At 63.5% G+C, this 19,872-nt stretch carries 17 protein-coding genes and 1 tRNA gene; 12 read left to right on the top strand and 6 right to left on the bottom strand.

The window, feature by feature from the left end:
* Position 1: 1 nt before the first annotated feature.
* Positions 2 to 77 (top strand) — tRNA-Gly (locus tag ACTHJ1_RS13255).
* Between the two features lie 134 nt (positions 78 to 211).
* Here the strand turns inward: ACTHJ1_RS13255 and ACTHJ1_RS13250 are convergent.
* Positions 212 to 1,204: a Bug family tripartite tricarboxylate transporter substrate binding protein gene (locus ACTHJ1_RS13250; protein WP_440193096.1), complete on the bottom strand. Its 993-nt coding sequence runs from the start codon at positions 1,202 to 1,204 to the stop codon at positions 212 to 214.
* 125 nt (positions 1,205 to 1,329) lie between these two features.
* On the opposite strand from ACTHJ1_RS13250, the gene ACTHJ1_RS13245 reads away from it, so the two are divergent.
* Entirely contained in the window at positions 1,330 to 2,565 is a 1,236-nt protein-coding gene (locus ACTHJ1_RS13245) for a LysR family transcriptional regulator (RefSeq protein ID WP_440193094.1), read from the top strand.
* 17 nt (positions 2,566 to 2,582) lie between these two features.
* Here the strand turns inward: ACTHJ1_RS13245 and ACTHJ1_RS13240 are convergent, their stop codons facing one another.
* The 4 genes from ACTHJ1_RS13240 to ACTHJ1_RS13225 form a co-directional block, all read right to left on the bottom strand.
* Complete coding sequence (locus ACTHJ1_RS13240; protein WP_440193093.1) at positions 2,583 to 3,524, bottom strand: DUF1932 domain-containing protein; 942 nt, start codon at positions 3,522 to 3,524, stop codon at positions 2,583 to 2,585.
* A 46-nt stretch (positions 3,525 to 3,570) separates the two neighbouring features.
* Positions 3,571 to 4,866: a cation:dicarboxylate symporter family transporter gene (locus tag ACTHJ1_RS13235; protein ID WP_440193091.1), complete on the bottom strand. Its 1,296-nt coding sequence runs from the start codon at positions 4,864 to 4,866 to the stop codon at positions 3,571 to 3,573.
* A 150-nt stretch (positions 4,867 to 5,016) separates the two neighbouring features.
* Complete coding sequence (locus ACTHJ1_RS13230; RefSeq protein ID WP_440193089.1) at positions 5,017 to 6,012, bottom strand: asparaginase; 996 nt, start codon at positions 6,010 to 6,012, stop codon at positions 5,017 to 5,019.
* 85 nt (positions 6,013 to 6,097) lie between these two features.
* Entirely contained in the window at positions 6,098 to 7,168 is a 1,071-nt protein-coding gene (locus tag ACTHJ1_RS13225; protein ID WP_440193087.1) for a GlxA family transcriptional regulator, read from the bottom strand.
* Between the two features lie 206 nt (positions 7,169 to 7,374).
* Between ACTHJ1_RS13225 and ACTHJ1_RS13220 the strand changes: the two genes are divergently transcribed.
* From ACTHJ1_RS13220 to ACTHJ1_RS13185, 8 genes are all read left to right on the top strand, one after another.
* Positions 7,375 to 8,520, top strand: coding sequence for a branched-chain amino acid ABC transporter substrate-binding protein (locus tag ACTHJ1_RS13220; RefSeq protein ID WP_440193085.1), 1,146 nt, complete (start codon positions 7,375 to 7,377; stop codon positions 8,518 to 8,520).
* 297 nt (positions 8,521 to 8,817) lie between these two features.
* Positions 8,818 to 9,963, top strand: coding sequence for a branched-chain amino acid ABC transporter substrate-binding protein (locus tag ACTHJ1_RS13215; RefSeq protein WP_440193084.1), 1,146 nt, complete (start codon positions 8,818 to 8,820; stop codon positions 9,961 to 9,963).
* 190 nt (positions 9,964 to 10,153) lie between these two features.
* Positions 10,154 to 11,104: a branched-chain amino acid ABC transporter permease gene (locus ACTHJ1_RS13210; RefSeq protein ID WP_440193082.1), complete on the top strand. Its 951-nt coding sequence runs from the start codon at positions 10,154 to 10,156 to the stop codon at positions 11,102 to 11,104.
* A 16-nt stretch (positions 11,105 to 11,120) separates the two neighbouring features.
* On the top strand, positions 11,121 to 12,239 hold the full coding sequence (locus ACTHJ1_RS13205) for an ABC transporter permease subunit (RefSeq protein ID WP_440193080.1): 1,119 nt from the start codon (positions 11,121 to 11,123) through the stop codon (positions 12,237 to 12,239).
* A gap of 32 nt (positions 12,240 to 12,271) precedes the next feature.
* Positions 12,272 to 13,045 (top strand): ABC transporter ATP-binding protein, encoded by a 774-nt coding sequence (locus tag ACTHJ1_RS13200; protein ID WP_440193078.1) that lies wholly within the window; start codon positions 12,272 to 12,274, stop codon positions 13,043 to 13,045.
* A 3-nt stretch (positions 13,046 to 13,048) separates the two neighbouring features.
* Positions 13,049 to 13,765, top strand: a complete 717-nt coding sequence (locus ACTHJ1_RS13195) for an ABC transporter ATP-binding protein (protein WP_440193076.1) — start codon at positions 13,049 to 13,051, stop codon at positions 13,763 to 13,765.
* 179 nt (positions 13,766 to 13,944) lie between these two features.
* Positions 13,945 to 14,559, top strand: a complete 615-nt coding sequence (locus tag ACTHJ1_RS13190) for a LysE family translocator (RefSeq protein ID WP_440193074.1) — start codon at positions 13,945 to 13,947, stop codon at positions 14,557 to 14,559.
* Positions 14,560 to 14,705: 146 nt separating this feature from the next.
* Complete coding sequence (locus ACTHJ1_RS13185) at positions 14,706 to 15,962, top strand: diguanylate cyclase (RefSeq protein WP_440193072.1); 1,257 nt, start codon at positions 14,706 to 14,708, stop codon at positions 15,960 to 15,962.
* Here the strand turns inward: ACTHJ1_RS13185 and ACTHJ1_RS13180 are convergent.
* Positions 15,932 to 17,596 (bottom strand): methyl-accepting chemotaxis protein, encoded by a 1,665-nt coding sequence (locus tag ACTHJ1_RS13180; RefSeq protein ID WP_440193070.1) that lies wholly within the window; start codon positions 17,594 to 17,596, stop codon positions 15,932 to 15,934. The genes ACTHJ1_RS13185 and ACTHJ1_RS13180 overlap by 31 nt on opposite strands.
* 352 nt (positions 17,597 to 17,948) lie before the next feature.
* On the opposite strand from ACTHJ1_RS13180, the gene ACTHJ1_RS13175 reads away from it, so the two are divergent.
* A complete protein-coding gene (locus ACTHJ1_RS13175) occupies positions 17,949 to 18,605 on the top strand; it encodes a TetR/AcrR family transcriptional regulator (RefSeq protein ID WP_440193068.1) in 657 nt (218 codons plus the stop codon).
* A gap of 50 nt (positions 18,606 to 18,655) precedes the next feature.
* Positions 18,656 to 19,872 (top strand): acyl-CoA dehydrogenase (locus ACTHJ1_RS13170; RefSeq protein ID WP_440193066.1); only part of this gene is annotated, 1,217 nt, incomplete at its 3' end.

Raw genomic sequence — 19,872 nt, 5'->3', positions numbered from 1 at the left:
CGCGGGAATAGCTCAGTTGGTAGAGCGCAACCTTGCCAAGGTTGAGGTCGCGAGTTCGAGACTCGTTTCCCGCTCCAGAATTTTGTGATCGCCGATGTTGCCCCGTCAGGGCAGCCTGCGCGATAAAAAGGGGCGAAATCAAACGATTCGCCCCTTTTTTATTGTGCTGGTCAAAGCAGCTGACTGCGCGGCCAAGGCCGCGCAGTGCGCACTACTCGGCCTTGATGCCCACCGTCTTGATGACCTTGGTCCATTTCGCGGTTTCGGCCGCGATAAAGCTGCCAAAATCTGCAGGACTGCCGGGCGTCAGCGTCGCACCGAGATCCGCCATGCGGGCTTTCACGCCCGGATCGGCCAGCGCGCTGCGCAGCGCCGAGTTGAGTTTGTCCACCACGGGCTTGGGCATGCCGGCCGGCCCCACCAACCCCCACCATACCGACGCCAGCGCGCCCGGCACGCCCTCCTCGCCCGCCGTCGGCACGCCAGGCAGCAAGGCCGCCGGCTTGTTGTCGAGCACCGCCAGCGCGCGCAGCTTGCCGGTCTTCAGATGCGCGATCACCTCCAGCGGATTGATCGGCATGAACGACAGACGCTCGCCCAGCAGATCCGTGATGGCGGGCGCGCCCCCCTTGTAGGGAATATGCGTGGCCTGAAAGTGCGCCTCGGTCTTGAGCAACTCTCCCGCCAGATGGCCCGAACTGCCGTTGCCGGCCGTGCCGAAGGTCAGTTTTTCGGGATGCGCGCGGCCATCGGCGATCAGATCCTTGAGCGTCTTGTAGGGCGCGCTCGCAGGCACCACGATCACCAGCGGCGCGTAGCCGATCGATCCGACAGGCGCGAACGCCTTGGCGGGATCGTAGGTCAGGTTGGAGAACAGCGCCCCGTTGCAGGCCAGACTGGGAGACACCGTCAGCAGCGTATAACCGTCGGCCGGCTGGCGCGCCACATAGTCCATGCCGATATTCGTCGCGGCGCCTGGCTTGTTCTCGACGATGATGTTGGCATCGAGCGTCTGGGCCATTTTCTGCGTCACCAGCCGCGTCACGATGTCGACCGCGCCGCCCGGTGCATAAGGCACGATCACGTGTATGGGCTTGTCGGGATAGGTGCCGGCGGCTCCGGCGGGCAGCGCCGTCAGCGCCAGGCCTGCGCCCACGGTCAATATCCGCGCCATGCGGACCAAGGCTTGCGTGCAATAGGACATTTCATCTCCTTGATGATGGGTTTGTTATAAACACCGGGCGCAATCCATGCGTCTTGGGCGCGGCGAAGCCATGGCCGCGACGATCAATGATCATCTTGGCTGCCACGGCTCGGGAACTGCTCTAGGTGACGGAAGACAACGAACTGCTCAACCTGGCCTGCCTGCGCGCAGTGTGGGAGGTAGCCAAGGCAGGCAGCGTCAGCCGCGCCGCCGCGACGTTGTTTCGCGCGCAGTCTGCCATCACCCGCGCCGTGCAGGAAACCGAAACCGCATTGGGCGCGCTCGTGTTCGACCGCAAACCGACCGGCATGCTGCCCACGCCGATCGGACGCACCGTGCTCGAACGCAGCGGGCGCATTTTCGACGAACTGGGCGAACTGGCGCGCTGGTGCGCAGCCCAGCAATCGCGCCGGCGCGCGGCCGGCGACAGTCATGTGCCGGCCTATCTGCTCCATACGCGGCGCCTCCAGGTGTTTTCGATGCTGGCTCGCCATCGCCACATGCCGAGCACGGCACGCGCACTCGGAATCACGCAGCCGGCCGTCAGCAGCGCGATCCGCATTCTTGAAAACGGCGCGGGGCTGTCGCTCTTCTATCGCAATCCCCGCGGCCTGACGTTGACGGGCCAAGGGGAAACCTTTCTGTTGCATGTGCGCCGGGCGCTGAACGAATTGCGCCACGTAGCGGACGACGTGTCTGCCTTGCGCGGCAGCATCACGGGCGTCGTGACGGTCGGCGCGCTGCCGCTCGGACGCACGCTGATCCTTCCCCAGGCCGTGGCGCGAGTGATCGACCGTTATCCCGGCGTGCGCGTCGTGACCGACGAAAGCGCCTACGAGCTCCTGGTCGCGGGCCTGCGCGCCGGAGACATCGACTTCGTCCTGGGCGCGCTGCGCGACAACGACGCGGCCAGCGGCCTCGAGAACGAAAAGCTGCTCTCGGAAGATCTGGCCATTCTGGCGCGTCGTGGCCATGCTCTGGCCGATACGCGCAGACTGACCCTCGAAGATCTGACGCATGCGCAGTGGATACTGCCGCGCGCCAACTCTCCTGCGCGCAGCCTCGTCGAAGCCCTGTTCAAGCGCATGAAGCTCGAGCCCCCCATGCCCACGGTCGAGACTGCAGACCTCGCGGTTATCCGCGGACTGCTGTTCAACTCCGACATGATCGCCGTGCTCTCGGCGCATCAACTGCATTACGAGCGCGCCTCGGGCCAGCTCGCAGCCCTGGACGTGCCCATGCCCAGGACTCGGCGCGACATCGGCCTGACTTTGCGCGCCGGCAGTACGCCATCGCCCGCGGCGCGCTTGCTCATCGACGCGATACGAGAAGCCGCCGACGACGTCGCCGGTCGGAAATGAACGCCTGCCATCGTGCGTCAAGACGCTGAAGCCTCGGATCCGGCGGACTTGCCGCCCAGCAGGGTGCGCCAGCCGGGCAATGCCCCCTTGCCATCGATGTCTGCCAACAACGCCTCGTCTCGGCCCACGCGGGCCAGATTCGCCTGGATATCGGCAATGGCCTCGGCCAAGCCGGTGTACATGCCCAGATCGCCCAGCATGGCGGCGGCCTCGCGCATTTCTTCAGAACGGCGCTGGCCGTGTTCGATCACCCGGCCGATCAGATACGCCTCGTAGCCCGTGTCCCAGCCCACGCCCGGAAAGCTCGCGTGCAGGGACGCCAGCACGCGCTCGTCCACGCCGAACGCCCTGGCGGCCAGCATGGATTGAACGCACATGGCCTCCATGCCCTTGATCATGATGCTGCGGCACAATTTGATGGCCGAGGCCAGGCCGACGTCCCGCGCCACCGCCTGGGTTTTCATGCCTAGCGCGTTGAGCGTCGCGCAAACCGCTTCGGCCGTCTCGCCGCCCAGCAGCATCGGCACCTTGATGCCTTGCGGCGGTACCGGCGCCATCACCGCCGACTCGACATAAGCCGCGCCGCCCCGCTGCACGGCCTCGCTGTTGCGCTGCTTGACCTTGGGAGAAACCGAATTCAGGTCGATGAAGGTCTGCCCGGACTTCAGAAAGCGCGCGGCATCGCGCGCTACCGGCTCGGCCTGGCCGGCAGTCACCGCGGAAAACACCAGCTCGGCGTCCTCGACCGCGGCTTGCAGGCTTTGAGCAATGCGGGCTCCGCTGCGCAGCGCGCGTTCCTCGATCTGGCCGCGCGTAGCCGCGTCGGCCAGCTTCACGTCGTAGGCGGTCACCCGAACGCCCGCCGCGACGAATGCGGCGGCAAAGATAGGCCCCACCTCGCCGAAGCCGATGAGGGCGACGGCCGCCACGGGCGGCTGTCGATTGGATGCTTGTTGCATGGATTCCTTTTCGTGTGCCCCGGATATACCAGGGAAATAGGCGTTCTCAGCCGCGCGGCGATGCCGCCAGCTCAGGCCTGGCCGACTGCTTGCGCTCGTGCAGCATGGCGTCGAACTGCTCGCGGTTGAACAGCCCTTCCCAGCGCGAAACCACCAGGGTCGCCACCGCGTTGCCGATCACATTGGTCGTCGAGGTGGCCACGCCCAGCACGCGGTCGATGCCGAACAGAAGGCCCACGCCGCCCATCGGCAATACGTGGGTCGACTGCAGACTGGCGGTCAGCTTGACCAGCGCGCCTCCCGTGGCGCCTGCGCCGCCTTTGGAGGTCAGGAACATCACCGCCAGCAGGGCGAGCTGCTGCGACCACGACAGCGGCGTGTCGGTCGCCTGCGAAATGAAGCCCAGGCCGCAGGCCATGTAAAGGCATGCGCCGTCGATATTGAAGCTATAGCCCGCCGGCAGGATGAAGCCCACCGCGACCTCGTCGCAACCGGCCTGCTTGAGCTTGGTCACTAGACGCGGGAACGCCACCTCGCTCGCGCCCGTGCCCATCGCGAGGATGATCTCTTCCTTGATCAGCGACAGGATGCGCAGGATGGAGAACCCGGCCATCCCGGCAACGATGCCCAGGATCACGAAGATGAAGATCAGCGTCGCGCCGTAGTAGGTGAGGATGTAGCGCAGCAGATACAGCAGCGTGGTGCCGCCATAGCCGCCCACTGCGGCCGCCATCGCGCCGAAGGCGCCGATCGGCGACAGGCGCATGATGAAGCCCAGGATCTTGAACACGATGGCCTGCGCTTCTTCCAGCAGGCGGAAGGCGACCCAGTCCGGCTTGGACACTGCCGACAGCGCAAAGCCCGTCAGCAGCGAAACGAACAGCACCGGCAGAATGTCGCCCGAGGTAAACGCCGACAGCAGCGTATGCGGAATGATCGACAGGAGAAAGTGCGTGAAGGAGAAGTCGCCGGTCGTGCCCGCCTTGATGACGGCAGCCGCCGCCGCGCCGCCGTCGGCAAGATCGTGCGCATGCAAACCGGTGCCAGGCTGCGCCAGCGTGACCGTGGCCCATCCCACCAACATGGCCAGCGTGCTCACCACCTCGAAATAGACCAGGGTCTTGATGCCCAGCCGGCCCAGCTTGCGATAGTCCTTGATATGTCCGACGCCGTGCACCACCGTACAGAAAATGATGGGGCCGAGCATCATCTTGAGCAATGCGATGAAGCCGACTCCCAGGGGTTTCATCTGCACAGCCTGTTTGGGCGCAAGCAGGCCGAACACAATGGCGAGCAGGATCGCCGCGAGCACCTGTATGTGCAACTTCTTGAAAATGTTCACGCGCGTCTCCTTGCGCACCGTCGCGCTGCGTCGATGTCATTGTTTTTTTTAGTATGCCGAACGCCGCCGCGTCCGGCGTTGCAAAATCACGCTTTAGGTATCTGATTTCTTTATCGGACTGCGACGCCGGTCTCGCGCAACCAGCGCCTGTCAATAGCGATAAAAGCACGCCTGCAGCGCCGCCCTGTCGTCCGTGCCGCCCAGCAGCGCGAGCATCAGCAGAATCCTTGCCTTGTAGGGCGACTGATCGTCTACGACCAGCCAGCCGCATTCGTCGTCCGGCTGGGCGCCGTTGCGGATGACCACGCCGCTACCGGTGCGCGAGGCGCGCGCCACCTGCACGCCTTGCCGCGCCGCCTGCGCCAGCACGGCGGCGATGCGCTGGGCGATGCTGCCGTTGCCTGTGCCCGCATAGACGATGCCGCGCGCCTGCGATGCGACGGCCTGCACCAGCGTTTCGTCCAACTCGCCGTAAGCGTGAATGACGTCGACCCGCGGCAGCGATTCGATCCGGTCCACCGACCACTCGGACGAGAGGGTGTGATCGCGCGCCACGGTGCGGTAGTAGCGCGGCTGCCCTTCCACGATATAGCCGAGCGGGCCGTACGGCGAGTGAAATGCCTCGAGCTTGAAGCTGCTGGCCTTGCTCACGTCGCGCGCCGTATGGATTTCATCGTTGGCCACGACCAGAACGCCCTTGCCGCGCGACGACGGATGTGCCGCCGCGCAAACCGCGGCATACAGATTCAAGGCGGCGTCCGAGCTCATCGCCGAGGGCGGCCGCATCGAGCCGACCACCACCACGGGCTTTTCGCTCTTGATGGTCAGATGCAGAAAATAGGCCGTCTCTTCGATCGTGTCGGTGCCTTGCACCAGAACCGCGCCGTCCACGCCGGCGTCGGCGAGCGCAGCCGACACGCGCTTGCCGATCATGAGCAGATGCGCATTGCGAAAGTTCTCCGAACCTATTTGCAGCAACTGCTCCATGCGCAGATCCGCGCGCGAAGCGGCATGCGGAAAAGCCGCCATAATTTCGTCGATGGACAGCACCGAGCAGGTGTAAGCGGCGACATGCGCTGCGCTCGCGCCTTGGCCGGCTATCGTGCCGCCCGTGCCAAACACGGCTATGGTGGGTTTTTTCTTCATGCCGGCAATGTACAGGGCCGCTCATGCGCAGGCATTGCACGGCCAGGCATAAAAGTAGAAGAAAAACGACACGAAGCCGCCGACCCTATTCTTCCTGATCGCCGCCGCCGCGCGAGGCCCGCAGCTTGCCAGGCGTCACGCCGCATGCCTGGCGAAAAACGCGGATGAAATGCGCGGAGTCCGAGAAGCCGCACTCATAGGCGATGTCGGTAATTTTGCGCGAGGTATTGAGCAGCATCCAACGCGCGTAGCGCAGGCGCATCCAGCGATAGAACTCGTTGGGCGAGGCCTTCATCTCGGCCATGAACGCGCGTTCTAGCTGGCGCACGCTGGTGCCCGTCATTTTCGCGATGACGGCAATGTTCAGCGGCGCTTCGATGTTTTCTTCCATGAGCAGCACCGCGTGGCGCACGGCGGCATCTTCGACGGAGAAATAGCCGAGCGCCCGGCGCCGCTCGACGAACGACGAACCGCCCTGACGGCTGACCGTCATTTGATGGATGACCTTGGCCGCACGGTCCGGCCCGCAGTGCAGATTGATTAGCCGCGCCGCGAGTTCGATCACCGAAATGCCGCCCGCGCAGGTGATGCGATCGCCGTCGATCAGATAATCGGCGTGCGTCACGACCCTCAGATGCGCAAACATGCGCCGGTAGTCTTCGTAATGGAAGCTGTGCACACACGCCACCCGATCCTGCATCAGTCCGGCGCGAGCCAGAACGAAACTTCCCGTGCATATGCCGATCAACGGCACCTTTGCATCGGCCGCCTCGCGCAGATAGGTCCAATACCGCGGGTCGACCTGGTCCAGATGGGGCAGCAGGCCGCCGATGACGACGATGTAGTCGAATTGACCTGCGGGCGGGAACGCCGACTGCACCGGGACGGCCACGCCGCAGCTCGATTCGACGGCGCCGTTCTGCGCTCCTATCGTGGTCCAGACACAGCGCAACTGCCGGCTCTGGTCGCCGCGATCGGCCGCGTGGCGCAGAGCATCGCACAAGCCGCCCAGGGAAAGCAGCGGAAAGCGCGGCCATAGCAGGATTCCGACATTCAGATCGACGCCGACGCCGCGCGTCTGCGACAGATCGTCGAGCCGGCCGACCAGCGCGTGTGCCTGGACGGCCTCGGATACGGCATTTTTGGGAGCGCGCATGGATAGTCAGGTCGGTTCGGGTGCCGCCCATTATAGGTAGCGGCGCTCCAAAATCCGCATGCCGCATTTCTTCTATTTTCTGGCAGCCCGATGCAATACCCGACTGTTCCCGCCCGCCATACTCGCATCGCCATTGCACAGGCATGGCGACGACAACAACGGCTTCGGCCCTGATCCGGCCACCCCCATTACACAAGGGAAAAATCATGAACAAGAATTTGACCTTCAGCCTTCGGGCGGCGATTTGCGGTCTCGCAGGCGCGGCGGTATTCGGCGCCGCGCACGCCGACCAGATCGTCAGAATCGGAGAGGCCGCGCCGATCACCGGTCCGGCCTCGTACCTGGGCAAAGACACCGAAAACGGCGCTCGCCTGGCCGTCGAGGAGATCAATCACGAAGGCCTGGTCATCGGCGGCCAGAAGACCACGCTGGTGCTCGACGCGCAGGACGACGCCGGCGATCCGCGCCAGGCCACTCAGGTCGCGCAAAAGCTGGTGGACGACAAGGTCGCCGCGATGGTCGGCCACATGCAGTCGGGCACCACGATTCCGGCCTCGAAGATATACAGCGACGCCGGCATCGTGCAGGTGTCGCCCTCGGCCACCAATCCGGCCTATACCTTGCAGGGCTTCAAGACGACTTACCGCGTCGTGGCAACGGACGCACAACAAGGCCCTTCGCTGGCCGACTACGCCGACAAGACGCTCAAAGTCAAAACCGTCGCCATCGTCGACGACGCCACGGCCTACGGCCAGGGGCTGGCCGATCAATTCGAACAGCGCGCCAAGGCCGACGGCATGCAGGTGCTTTCGCACGATCACACCAACGACCAGGCGACCGACTTTCGCGCCATCCTCACGCGAATCAAGGGCGAGAAGCCCGACGCCATCATGTATGGCGGCCTGGACGCCACGGGCGGCCCCTTCGCCAAACAAGCCAAGCAGCTGGGCATCCGCGCCAGAATCATCGCCGGGGACGGCCTGTGCGCGGACGATCTGGCCAAACTCGCCGGCGACGCCGCCGACAACGTGATCTGCTCGATCGCCGGCGCGCCGCTGGAAAAAATGCCCAAGGGCGCGGGCTACACGGCCCGCTATATCAAGCGCTTCGGCACGCATCCCGTGCTCAATTCGCCATTCGCCTACGATGCGGTCTATGTCATCGTCGATGCCATGAAGCGCGCGCAGTCGATCGAGCCGGCCAAGATTCTCGCCGCGATGCCGGCGACCGACTATGAAGGCGTACTGGGCCGCATTCAGTTCGACGCCAAAGGCGACCTGAGGCATGGCGTGGTCTCGATCTACAAGTACGTCGACGGCAAACAGACGCTGCTCGACGACGTGACGCAGTAAATAAAATAAAACCTGGCCCCGGGATCGGTGCGTCCCTATATAACCAAAGTATCAATAAAAGGGATCCCGATCCTCGCCCGAACGCTGACCAATCGTTGAAAATACGACCGCCAATCTCATAGGGATTTTCCCTCGGAATGGGGAAAATTCAATAAATTCAATTTGTTATCCAATCAAAAATTATTAATTGCAATTGGGAATACATGCAAAAATCTCGCACTGCCGATTATCTCGGTGGAAGACTTCGGATACCTCCGTAGGCATGTATCAACAGCAACCCAAAAGGGGCCTCAGCATATGAAGTTTCAACTCAAACCCACCAGCGCCGCTCTGATCCTCGCCGGCGTTGCCCTGGCATTCGGTCAGACCGCCTCTGCCGATGTCACCGTCAAAATCGGCAGCGCCGCCCCCCTGACCGGCGCCATCGCCCACATCGGCCAGGACCAGGCCGACGGCGCCCAGCTCGCCGTCAACGAAATCAACAAGGCCGGCAATCTGGTCATCGGCGGCCAGAAGGTCAAGCTCGTCCTGGATTCGCAAGACGACGCGGCCGACCCCAAGACCGGCACGCAAGTTGCCCAGAAGCTGGTCGATGACGGCGTCGTCGCCGTGGTGGGCCACCTGAACTCGGGCGTGTCCATCCCCGCCTCCAAGATTTACAGCGACAACGGCGTGACCCAGATCACCCCGGCCTCGACCAACCCGCAATACACCCTGCAAGGCTACAAGACCACGTTCCGCGTGATCGGCACCGACGCCCAGCAAGGTCCCGCCCTGGCCAAGTACGCCCAGAAGCTGGGCATCAAGTCCGTGGCCATCGTCGATGACGCCACGGCTTACGGTCAAGGTCTGGCCGACGAGTACGCCAAGACCGTCAAGGCCGAAGGCATCAAGGTCGTGTCGCGCGACGCCACCAACGACAAGGCCACCGACTTCAAGGCCATTCTGACCAAGATCAAGGCCGAGCGCCCCGACGCCATCTTCTACGGCGGCATGGACGCCACCGGCGGCCCGTTCGCCAAGCAAGCCCAGCAGCTGGCCATCAAGGCCCGCATCATGTCCGGCGACGGCGTCTGCACGCCCGACCTGAGCAAGCTGGCTGGTAGCGCCACCGACGGCATCATCTGCTCGATCGCCGGCGGCGACCTGTCCAAGATGGCTGGCGGCGCCCAGTTCTCCAAGGACCTGAAGGCCGCATTCGGTCACGATCCGGTGGTCTATTCGCCCTCCTCGTATGATGCTGTCCACGTGATCGTCGACGCCATGAAGCGTTCGAACTCGATCACGCGCGCCGGCATCCTGGCCGCCATGCCCAAGACCAACTACAACGGTCTGACCGGCAACATCCAGTTCGACGAGCACGGCGACCTGAAGGGCGCGTCGATCTCGCTGTACAAGTACGTCGGCGGCAAGATGACGCTGCTCGACGTCGTGAAGATGTAAGCCAGTTCGGTCTTTGCGGGAGCCTGCGGGCTCCCGCACACGATCTGCCTACTGGTTTTTCTTAGTAGCGCTTTCTCCAGACTCGCCCTCATACTAGGACGGCGTTTCTCCTCTCGCCCCCCGACACTCCAGCCTACCCGCGCGCCGCAAGGTGCCCGTTGGCGGGCGCGACAGACATATCTGAATCGTCATGGACATATTCGTTCAACAAGTTATCAATGGCCTGGTACTGGGCAGCATGTATGCCATCATTGCCCTGGGCTACACGATGGTGTACGGCATTCTCGGCATCATCAACTTCGCGCACGGCGACATCCTCATGATTGGCGCCATGGTCGCCTACACGACGGTCAATCTCCTGCAGCATCACTTTCCCCATCTGGGCAATGTGCCCATCGTTCTGATCTCGCTGGTGATATCGGCCACGGTCTGCGCCATGGTGGGCTTCACGATCGAAAAGGTGGCCTACCGGCCGCTGCGCGGCGCGCCCAGACTGGCCCCGCTGCTCACGGCGATCGGCATGTCGATCACGCTCGAGACCATCGCCATGGTCGTGTGGTCGCCCGATCCGCTGCCCTTCCCGCAGCTGCTGCCCACCGATCCGCTCAACGTCATCGCGCAAACCGACACCAGCATCGGCGCGGTCATCTCGGGCACCGAGATCACCATCATCGTGACGGCGTTCCTGGTCATGGGCGGACTGCTGCTGCTGGTGCACAAGACCAAGCTGGGCCGCGCCATGCGCGCTATCGCCGAGAACCCCAACAACGCCAGCCTGATGGGCGTGAGCCCGAACTTCGTGATCTCGGCCACGTTCATGATCGGTTCTGCGCTGGCCGCGCTGGCCGGCCTGATGATGGCCCTGGAATACGGCCACGTGCACTTCTACATGGGCTTCATCCCCGGCTTGAAGGCCTTTACCGCGGCAGTGCTCGGCGGCATCGGCAACCTGGGCGGCGCCATGGTGGGCGGCATTGTGCTGGGCCTGATCGAACAGTTGGGCGCCGGCTATATCGGCGGTCTCACCCACGGCGTCTTCGGCAGCAACTACCAGGACGTCTTCGCATTCATCGTGCTGATCATCGTGCTGGTCTTCAGGCCCTCCGGCCTGCTGGGCGAACGCGTGGCAGATCGCGCTTAAAAAAGGAGGCCAGAATATGAACTCCAATAAAAAAATCCTCCTGTACGTCGTTTACGCAGTCCTGATCCTGCTCGTGCCCGAAGTCGTCGGCACTCTCGGCGGCAACTACTGGGTACGCGTACTCGACTTCGCCATGCTCTACGTGATGCTGGCGCTGGGCCTGAACGTGGTGGTGGGCTTCACGGGCCTGCTCGACCTGGGCTATATCGCGTTCTATGCCGTGGGCGCGTACACGGCGGGGCTGCTGTCCTCGCCGCACCTGCCCACCCACTTCGAGTGGATCGCTCACGCGCTGCCGGCCGGCATGCATACGCCCTACGTCATCATCGCGGTGGTCGGCATGGCGCTGGCGGCCTTCTTCGGCATTCTGCTGGGCGCCCCCACGCTGCGCCTGCGCGGCGACTATCTGGCCATCGTGACGCTGGGCTTCGGGGAGATCGTGCGCATCTTCATGAACAACCTGTACAGCCCGATCAACTTCACCAATGGTCCGCAGGGCATCAACAACATCGACCCGGTCCACTTCGGGCTGTTCAGGCTGGACAAGGACCATTCGCTGTTCGGCTTCACGATCACGGGGTCCATGCAGTACTACTACCTGTTCCTGGTCGGCTCGCTGATCGTGATCGCGGTGTGTACCCGCCTGCAAAGCTCGCGCATCGGCCGCGCCTGGGCCGCCATCCGCGAAGACGAACTGGCCGCCAAAGCCATGGGCATCAACACCCGCAACATGAAGCTGCTGGCGTTCGCCATGGGAGCGTCGTTCGGCGGCCTGGCCGGCTCCATGTTCGGCGCCTTCCAGGGCTTTGTGTCGCCCGAGTCGTTCACCTTCTGGGAATCGACGGTGGTGCTGGCCTGCGTGGTGCTGGGCGGCATGGGCCACATCCCGGGCGTAATTTTGGGCGCCATCCTGATGTCGGTCCTGCCCGAAGTCCTGCGGGTCACCGTGGGGCCGCTGCAGCAGAGCCTCTTCGGCCACGAGCTCATCAGCCCTTCCATCATCCGCCAGGGCGTCTACGGCATCGCCATGGTCGTCATCATGCTCTACCGCCCGGCAGGCTTGTGGCCGGCGCCCAAGCATGAAGACCGCATCGCCAAGCTGAACAAGCAAAACGGCAAACAGGCGGCTGCATAAAGCCCAGATCCACGAGAATTACGCAAAGTAATATGAGCCAAGACATCCGACTTTCCGTCACGGGCGTGAACAAGCGCTTCGGCGGCCTGCAGGCGCTCTCCGACGTGGGCCTGCAAATCCAGGCCGGCGAAATCTACGGCCTGATCGGCCCCAACGGCGCCGGCAAGACCACGTTCTTCAACGTCATCACCGGCCTATACACGCCCGATTCGGGCGAGTTCATCCTCGAGGGCAAGCCCTACACGCCGACGGCCGTGCATCAGGTCACCCAGGCCGGCATCGCCCGAACCTTCCAGAACATCCGCCTCTTCGGCGGCATGACCGCGCTGGAAAACGTCATGGTGGGGCGCCACGTGCGTACGCACCAGACCATCATCGGCGCGGTCTTTCGCACGCCGGGCGAACGCAAAGAGGAAAAACAGATCCGCGAGCGCGCCATGGAACTGCTCGAGTACGTGGGCATTTCGCAATACGCCCACTACACCTCGCGCAACCTCTCCTACGGCCATCAGCGCCGCCTGGAAATCGCCCGCGCGCTGGCGACCGAGCCCAAGCTGCTGGCGCTGGACGAACCGGCCGCCGGCATGAACGCCACCGAAAAAGTGGAGCTCACCACCCTGCTCGACAAGATCCGCACCGACGGCCGCACCATTCTGCTGATCGAGCACGACGTCAAGCTGGTCATGGGTCTATGCAACCACATGACCGTGCTCGATTACGGAAAAATCATCGCTGAAGGACTGCCCGAAGATGTCCGGAAGGATCCCAAGGTCATCGAAGCCTATCTGGGCGCGGGAGGTCACTGAACCATGTCCGAAACTCTACTGAAAATCTCGGGCCTGCAGGTCAACTACGGCGGCATCCAGGCCGTCAAGGGCGTCGACCTCGAAGTGCGCAAGGGCGAACTGGTCACGCTGATCGGCGCCAACGGTGCCGGCAAGAGCACCACCATGCGCGCCATCACCGGCCTGAAGCCCTATTCCAAGGGCGACATCGAGTACATGGGCAAGTCCATCAAGGGCGTGCCCACGCACGAACTGCTGTCCCGCGGGCTGGTCATGGTGCCCGAAGGCCGCGGCATCTTCGCGCGCATGTCCATATACGAAAACATGCTGATGGGCGCCTACAAGCGCAACGATACGGCCGGCATCGAGGCCGACATCGAGCGCATGTTCACCTTCTTCCCGCGCCTGAAAGAACGCGCCTCCCAATTGGCCGGCACGCTCTCGGGCGGCGAACAGCAGATGCTGGCCATGTCGCGCGCCGTGCTCAGCCAGCCCAAGCTGCTGCTGCTGGACGAACCCTCTATGGGCCTGTCGCCCATCATGGTCGACAAGATCTTCGAAGTCGTGCGCGAGATCTCGCAGGAAGGCATCACCGTGCTGCTGGTCGAGCAGAACGCCCGTCTGGCCCTGCAGGCCGCCAACCGCGGCTACGTCATGGACTCGGGCACCATCACCATGGCCGGCGACGCGCACGAAATGCTGCACGACCCGCGTGTGCGTGCCGCCTACCTCGGCGAATAAAAAAGCCCCCGCGTCGCGCCTTCGGCCTGCTGCCGCCCCCAAAAAGGCGGTGTCACCGTAGGACGGCCCGGCGGCAGAAACCGCACCGACACGAATCCGGCCGGGTGTACCGGCCGTCACGCAGGGCAATAAGCTAAGCTTGTTGCCCTGTTTTCGTTTTCGCGACCCCGAGGCATCCCATGGCATTGCATACCTGGCTTTTGTATCTGCTCGCGTCGGGCGGGCTGTCCATCACGCCCGGCCCCAACACGCTGCTCGCGCTCACGCACGGCGCCCTGCACGGCCACCGCAAGACGCTGTGCACGATCAGCGGCGGCGCACTGGGTTTCACGGGGTTGATCGCATTGTCCATGCTGGGCATCGGCGCGCTGATCCAGGCATGGGCGCCGGCTCTTATCGTGCTGAAGTGGGTGGGCGGCGCCTACCTGGTGTGGCTGGGCGTGCACTTGTGGCGCTCGCCCGGCGTGCAGGTCCAGGCCGAATCCGATGCGGCCGCTCCCGCCGTATCGGGCGTGCGGCTTTTTCGCCAAGGCTGCCTCTCGGCTGTGTCCAATCCCAAGGCGCTGCTGTTCTACGGCGCCTTTCTGCCTCAGTTCCTGGATCCCGAGCGCGACCTTCTGACGCAATTCGCCATCATGGCCGCCACGTTCGTCGCCATCGAGTTCATGTACGAGTATCTGCTGGCCCGCCTGGCCTACCGTGTACAACCCTGGCTGGCACGCCATGGCCGCCGCTTCAACAAGACCTGCGGCGCACTGTTCGCGCTTTTCGGCATCGCCATGCCGACAACCTAGCACCGCCTGCCAGCCGACGTTCGCCCCATGCCTGGGAGTAACCCAAATGGCCGGCTTTTGCGAAACATGTTAATTTTTGTTAGCAAGCTTGGCGAACCCGAAGAACGCCGCTCATTCCTTTACTTCCGAGGGAAGCTCCTCGCGATATGTCCGGCATCCTTCTCTTGCAGGCCCTCGTCTACTTCAGTGTCCTGGCGACGACCTTTTACTACCGCAGGGCATTGGGGCTTGGGGTCTTCTTCTGCGTGCTCGGGGCGATGCATTTCCTCGAGACCTACCTCGCCGCGGTCTACTTCATCCAGTCGCCGTTCGGCCTGATCTCGCCGGGCTCGACCATCCTCTTCTCGGGCAAGCTGGCCATCTTCCTGCTGCTCTACATCAAGGAAGACGCCGAAAACATGCGCCAGCCCATTTATGGGCTGCTGGCCGGCAATGCGCTCATGCTGCTGCTGGGCTTGTTGCTGCGGCTGGGCCAGGCGCCGGCGAGCCTGCCCGGCTACGAGCCCGACCTGCATTTTCTCGACCAGATGGGCCTGCTCATGATCCTGGGCACAGGGCTGCTGTTCGTCGATCTCATCGCGCTGGTGATCCTGTATGAAAAGCTGCGCGCAACGCTGTTGACGCGGCGCCTGTTCGGCCGCATCTTCGTCTGCCTGGCCATCGTGCTCAGCGTCGACCAGCTCTGCTTCTTCGGCGGCCTGCGCTACCTTGTCCACGTGCCGCTATCGGCCCTGTACGGCGGCTGGATCGCCAAGATGATCGCAGCGGCCTTCTACAGCGCCATGGTGACGATCTATCTGCGCCGCGTCGAGACGGACACGCCAGGCACGCCCGCGACAGCGCCTCGCGACGTGTTCGATCGCCTGACTTATCGCCACCGCTACGAGAAGCTGATCGAACAGGTGGGCCGCGACGCGCTGACCGGTCTGCAGGACCGCGGCCAGTTCGATACCAAAGGCCCGGCCACGCTGAAAAACTCCGCAGACAACAAGCTGCCGCTGAGCCTGTTGATGATCGACATCGACGACTTCAAGAGCATCAACGATCAGCATGGCCATCCGGTCGGTGACCGCGTCATCCGCAGCGTCGTCGCGACGATTCTGCAGGTCTCGCGCAAACAGGACATCTTGTACCGCTACGGCGGCGAAGAGTTCGCGCTGCTCTGCCTGGGCCTGCCGCACGACGAAGTGACCGAGATGGCCGAGCACATTCGCATTGCGGTTGCCGGCGCGTCGCATTCCGGTTTGACCCGGCCCGTGACGATCAGCATCGGCGTGGCGAGCTTTCCTCCCCACGCCTCGGATTTTTCCTCGCTGCTGGCGCGGGCGGACGAAGCGCTCTACCACGCCAAGGCCATGGGCCGCGATACGGTCTACGCCCATTCCATCCTGTCTGCGGCTTGACGCCCGGTCGCGCTTTTCCGGCGGCCCAGCCTGGCGTGCGGGGCATCGGCCCTGACCGTGGCGTCCACGTCGATGGTTTGCACGGCATTGACCTTGAACACGCTCACCGCGCGCACCAGCGCAAGGGCCTGATCCTGCAAAGAATTGGCCGCCGCCGCCGACTCTTCGACCAGGGCGGCGTTTTGCTGCGTCACCTCGTCCATCTGTGACACCGCGCGACTGATCTGATCGATGCCGTTGGATTGCTCCGTCGACGCGGCGCTGATTTCTCCGATGATGTCGGAAACCCGTTTGACCGAGCCGACGATCTCTTTCATGGTGACGCCGGCATGCTCGACCTGCTCGGCGCCTACGCCGATCTTGTCGACGGATTCCTCGATCAGCGCCTTGATCTCCTTTGCGGCGCCGGCGCTGCGTTGGGCCAGCGCGCGCACCTCGCTGGCCACCACGGCGAAGCCCTTGCCCTGCTCGCCGGCGCGAGCCGCTTCCACGGCAGCGTTCAGCGCCAGAATATTGGTCTGAAAGGCGATGCCGTCGATCACCGACACGATTTCGGATATTTTGCTGGAGCTGGCCGAGATTCCGTTCATGGTGCCGACGACGTCGGCGACGGCCTGGCCGCCCTGGGTCGCGACCTCCGAAGCACTAACGGCGAGCTGACTGGCCTGCCGGGCATTGTCGGCGTTCTGCTTCACGGTGGATGCGAGCTGTTCGGTCGAGGCCGCCGTCTCTTCGAGCGAGGCGGCCTGCTCTTCGGTGCGGGACGACAGATCGGTATTGCCTGCGGCGATCTGCCCGGAGGCGGTCGAGATCGTGTCCGCGCCGGACCGGATCGTGAGCACGATCCTGGCCCAGTTTTCTTTCATGGCCTGGAACTCGCTGACCAGTTCGCCCAGCTCGTCCCCGCCGATCTTGGCCGTCGCTTTCGCGTTGAGATCGCCCGCGGCCAATTTTTTCGCGACCGACACCATGTCCTTGACCGGGACCACGATGCTGCGCGTGATGGCCCATCCGATAAGGACGCCCAGAATCAGCGCGGCGGCCGCGCCGGCGATCAATATCCGGCGACCCGTGACGAAGGTGCGGTATGCCTGGTCCTTGGCTTGCTGCGCCTGGCTTTCGATCAGGCCGCGATATTTCTGCAGGGCAGACACATAGTCCCTGCCCCCCGGAATGAGCTTGTTGCGGACGAGCTCGTGCAGTCTCGCGCCGTCTTCGGGATTGTTTAGCGACTTGATCTGCATCGCTTCGGCCCGGGCTTCGCGGTAGGGCCTGGCAGCCGAGTCGACGTCGGCCAGCATGCGCTTGCCCTCTTCGGAAGCCGTTGCGCCGAGCGTGTCGGACAGGGTTTTGTGCAGCCTGCGCTGTTCATCCGATTTGGCCTGGATGCGTTTTTGCTCTTCCTGGTCGTTGGTCACCATGTAGGCGGAAGAGATTTCCGTGTTGTCTTCGATGGATGCGGCCCACGCCTGGATGAGCGCTGCGCGATTCAGGCGGCTTTGCAGTTCGTTTGCCGCCTCATTGCTTTTGCCGAGGCTCCAGATGCCGATCCCGGCCATGGCAGCCATGAGGATCAATATCACCGCAATACCGCCGCCCATCCGGGCACCTATTTTCAAGCTGGAGAAACCCATCTTGATCTCCTTGTATCGATTGAAAAGCCGCAGAGCGGGCAACCCGCAAACCCTTGCGAGCCAACGCGACAAATACGCCTCGCCAGGATCTAGCCTACGTCAGGATTCGATGATTCATACAGCTTTTAGTCAACATTCATTCATTGATTTTTAAGATTTGTTTCTATTTTGCAACTAAAAACTGAACGTTTTTCAATTCATCGCCTGACGGACACCGCGCAGGGGCTCACCCTGCCGCCTGGTTTGCTCGGAAACCCTCGGTTATTGCCTTTTCGCCTCGAAATCGATTGAGTTTTTTTTCCATCGCCTTATCATTCATTCAAACGTTCGTTTGAAATGAGAGTTTCAAAGCATGGAAATAGAGAGCGACACCCGCAAACTCATCCTGGACGCGGCCGAGCGGCTGTTCATGGAGCAGGGCTACGAGGCGACGTCGACCCGCATGGTCACGACGGCGGCCAAGGTCAACCTGGCCGCGGTGAACTACCACTTCGGGTCCAAAGAAGGGCTGATGCAGGCGGTGCTGCGCCGTCGCCTGCAATACCTGAACGAAGAGCGCCTGCGCGTGCTGGACGAGGCCGAGGCCAAGGCGGCGGGCCAGCCGCTCAAGCCCTCGCAAATCGTGGACGGCTTTTTCGGCACCCTGCTGCGCATGGCGCAGGACGAAAACGCCGGCGGGCGCACATTCCTGCGTCTGATCGGCCGCTCCATGTCCGAACCGGCTTCGTTCATCCGCACCCTGCTGGCCTCGGAATATGCCGATGTGATGGAGCGCTACAAGGTCGCCCTGTTCCGGGCGCTGCCCAACGTGCCTGAAGCCGAGATCGTCTGGCGCTTTCACTTCATGCTGGGGGCCACGTCCTACGCCATCGCCGGCACGGACGCGCTGGAACTCGTCGCGGATCTGCATTCCAACGAAGCCCCGGAGATCCAGGCGGAAAAGCTGCTGGACCGCCTGATGTCCTTCCTGCTGGGCGGACTGCGCGCGCCGCTGCCCGTCGCCACCTGATACGTCGAACGGCGGACTTTTCGCCGCCGATTCCTTCACTAGAAAACATCATGAACCACGTCGCCACTCTCGACATCATCCTGACGCTGCTGATCGCCCTGGCAGCGCTGTTGACCATCCGGCCGCTGCGCCGCGCAGCAATCAGCCGTCCGCTCCTGGGCGCCTACAAACGCATCCTGCCGCCAATGTCCGATACCGAGCGCGACGCGCTGCAGGCCGGCACGGTATGGTGGGACGGCGATCTCTTTCGCGGCAGGCCGGACTGGAACACGCTGCACGCCTATCCCCAGCCGCGGCTGACTCAGGAAGAACAAGCCTTCATGGACGGTCCGGTTGAAGAAGCCTGCCGCCAAGTCAACGACTGGGAAATCTCGCACGAACTTTACGACCTGCCCGCCGCGACCTGGCGCTACATCAAGCAGCAGGGCTTTCTGGGAATGATCATTCCCAAGCGCTACGGCGGCCTGGAATTCTCGGCCTATGCGCACTCGCAGATCGTCACCAAGCTGTCTACGCGCAACTCGGCGCTGGCCGTATCGGTGATGGTGCCCAATTCGCTGGGACCGGCCGAGCTGCTGCTGCACTACGGCACAGAGGCGCAGAAGAACCATTACCTGCCCCGCCTGGCCAGCGGCGAGGAAGTGCCGGCCTTTGCGCTGACCAGCCCCTGGGCCGGTTCGGACGCCGCGGCCATTCCCGACTTCGGCATCGTCTGCAAAGGCCAGTGGCAGGGCAAGGAAGTGCTGGGCATGCGCGTCACCTGGGACAAGCGCTACATCACGCTGGCGCCGGTCTGCACGCTGCTGGGGCTGGCTTTCCGTCTGTACGACCCGGACGGCCTGCTCGGCAGCCAGAAAGACATCGGCATCACCTGCGCGCTGGTGCCGCACAACCATCCCGGCGTGGATCTGGGCCGGCGCCACTTCCCGCTCAACGCCGTCTTCATGAACGGTCCCACGCGCGGCAAGGACGTATTCATGCCGCTGGATTTCATCATCGGCGGCCCTGCCATGGCCGGCCAGGGATGGCGCATGCTGATGGAATGCCTGGCCGCCGGCCGTTCGATTTCGCTGCCCTCGTCCAATACCGGCATGGCCAAGCTGACGGCACGCACCGTAGGCGCCTATGCCCGCGTGCGCAGCCAGTTCAAGATGGCCGTCGGCAAATTCGAGGGCGGGGAAGAGGCGCTGGCCCGCATCGGCGGCCATACCTATGCGGTGGACGCCGTGCGCGGCATGACCGCCGGCGCGGTAGACCTCGGCGAGAA

Origin of the sequence: Bordetella sp. (genome assembly GCF_051960075.1) — a bacterium.
Taxonomy (GTDB): Bacteria; Pseudomonadota; Gammaproteobacteria; order Burkholderiales; family Burkholderiaceae_B; genus Bordetella.
The sequence above is the reverse complement of the archived record's forward strand: the minus strand, read 5'-3'. Positions and strand labels throughout refer to the sequence as shown.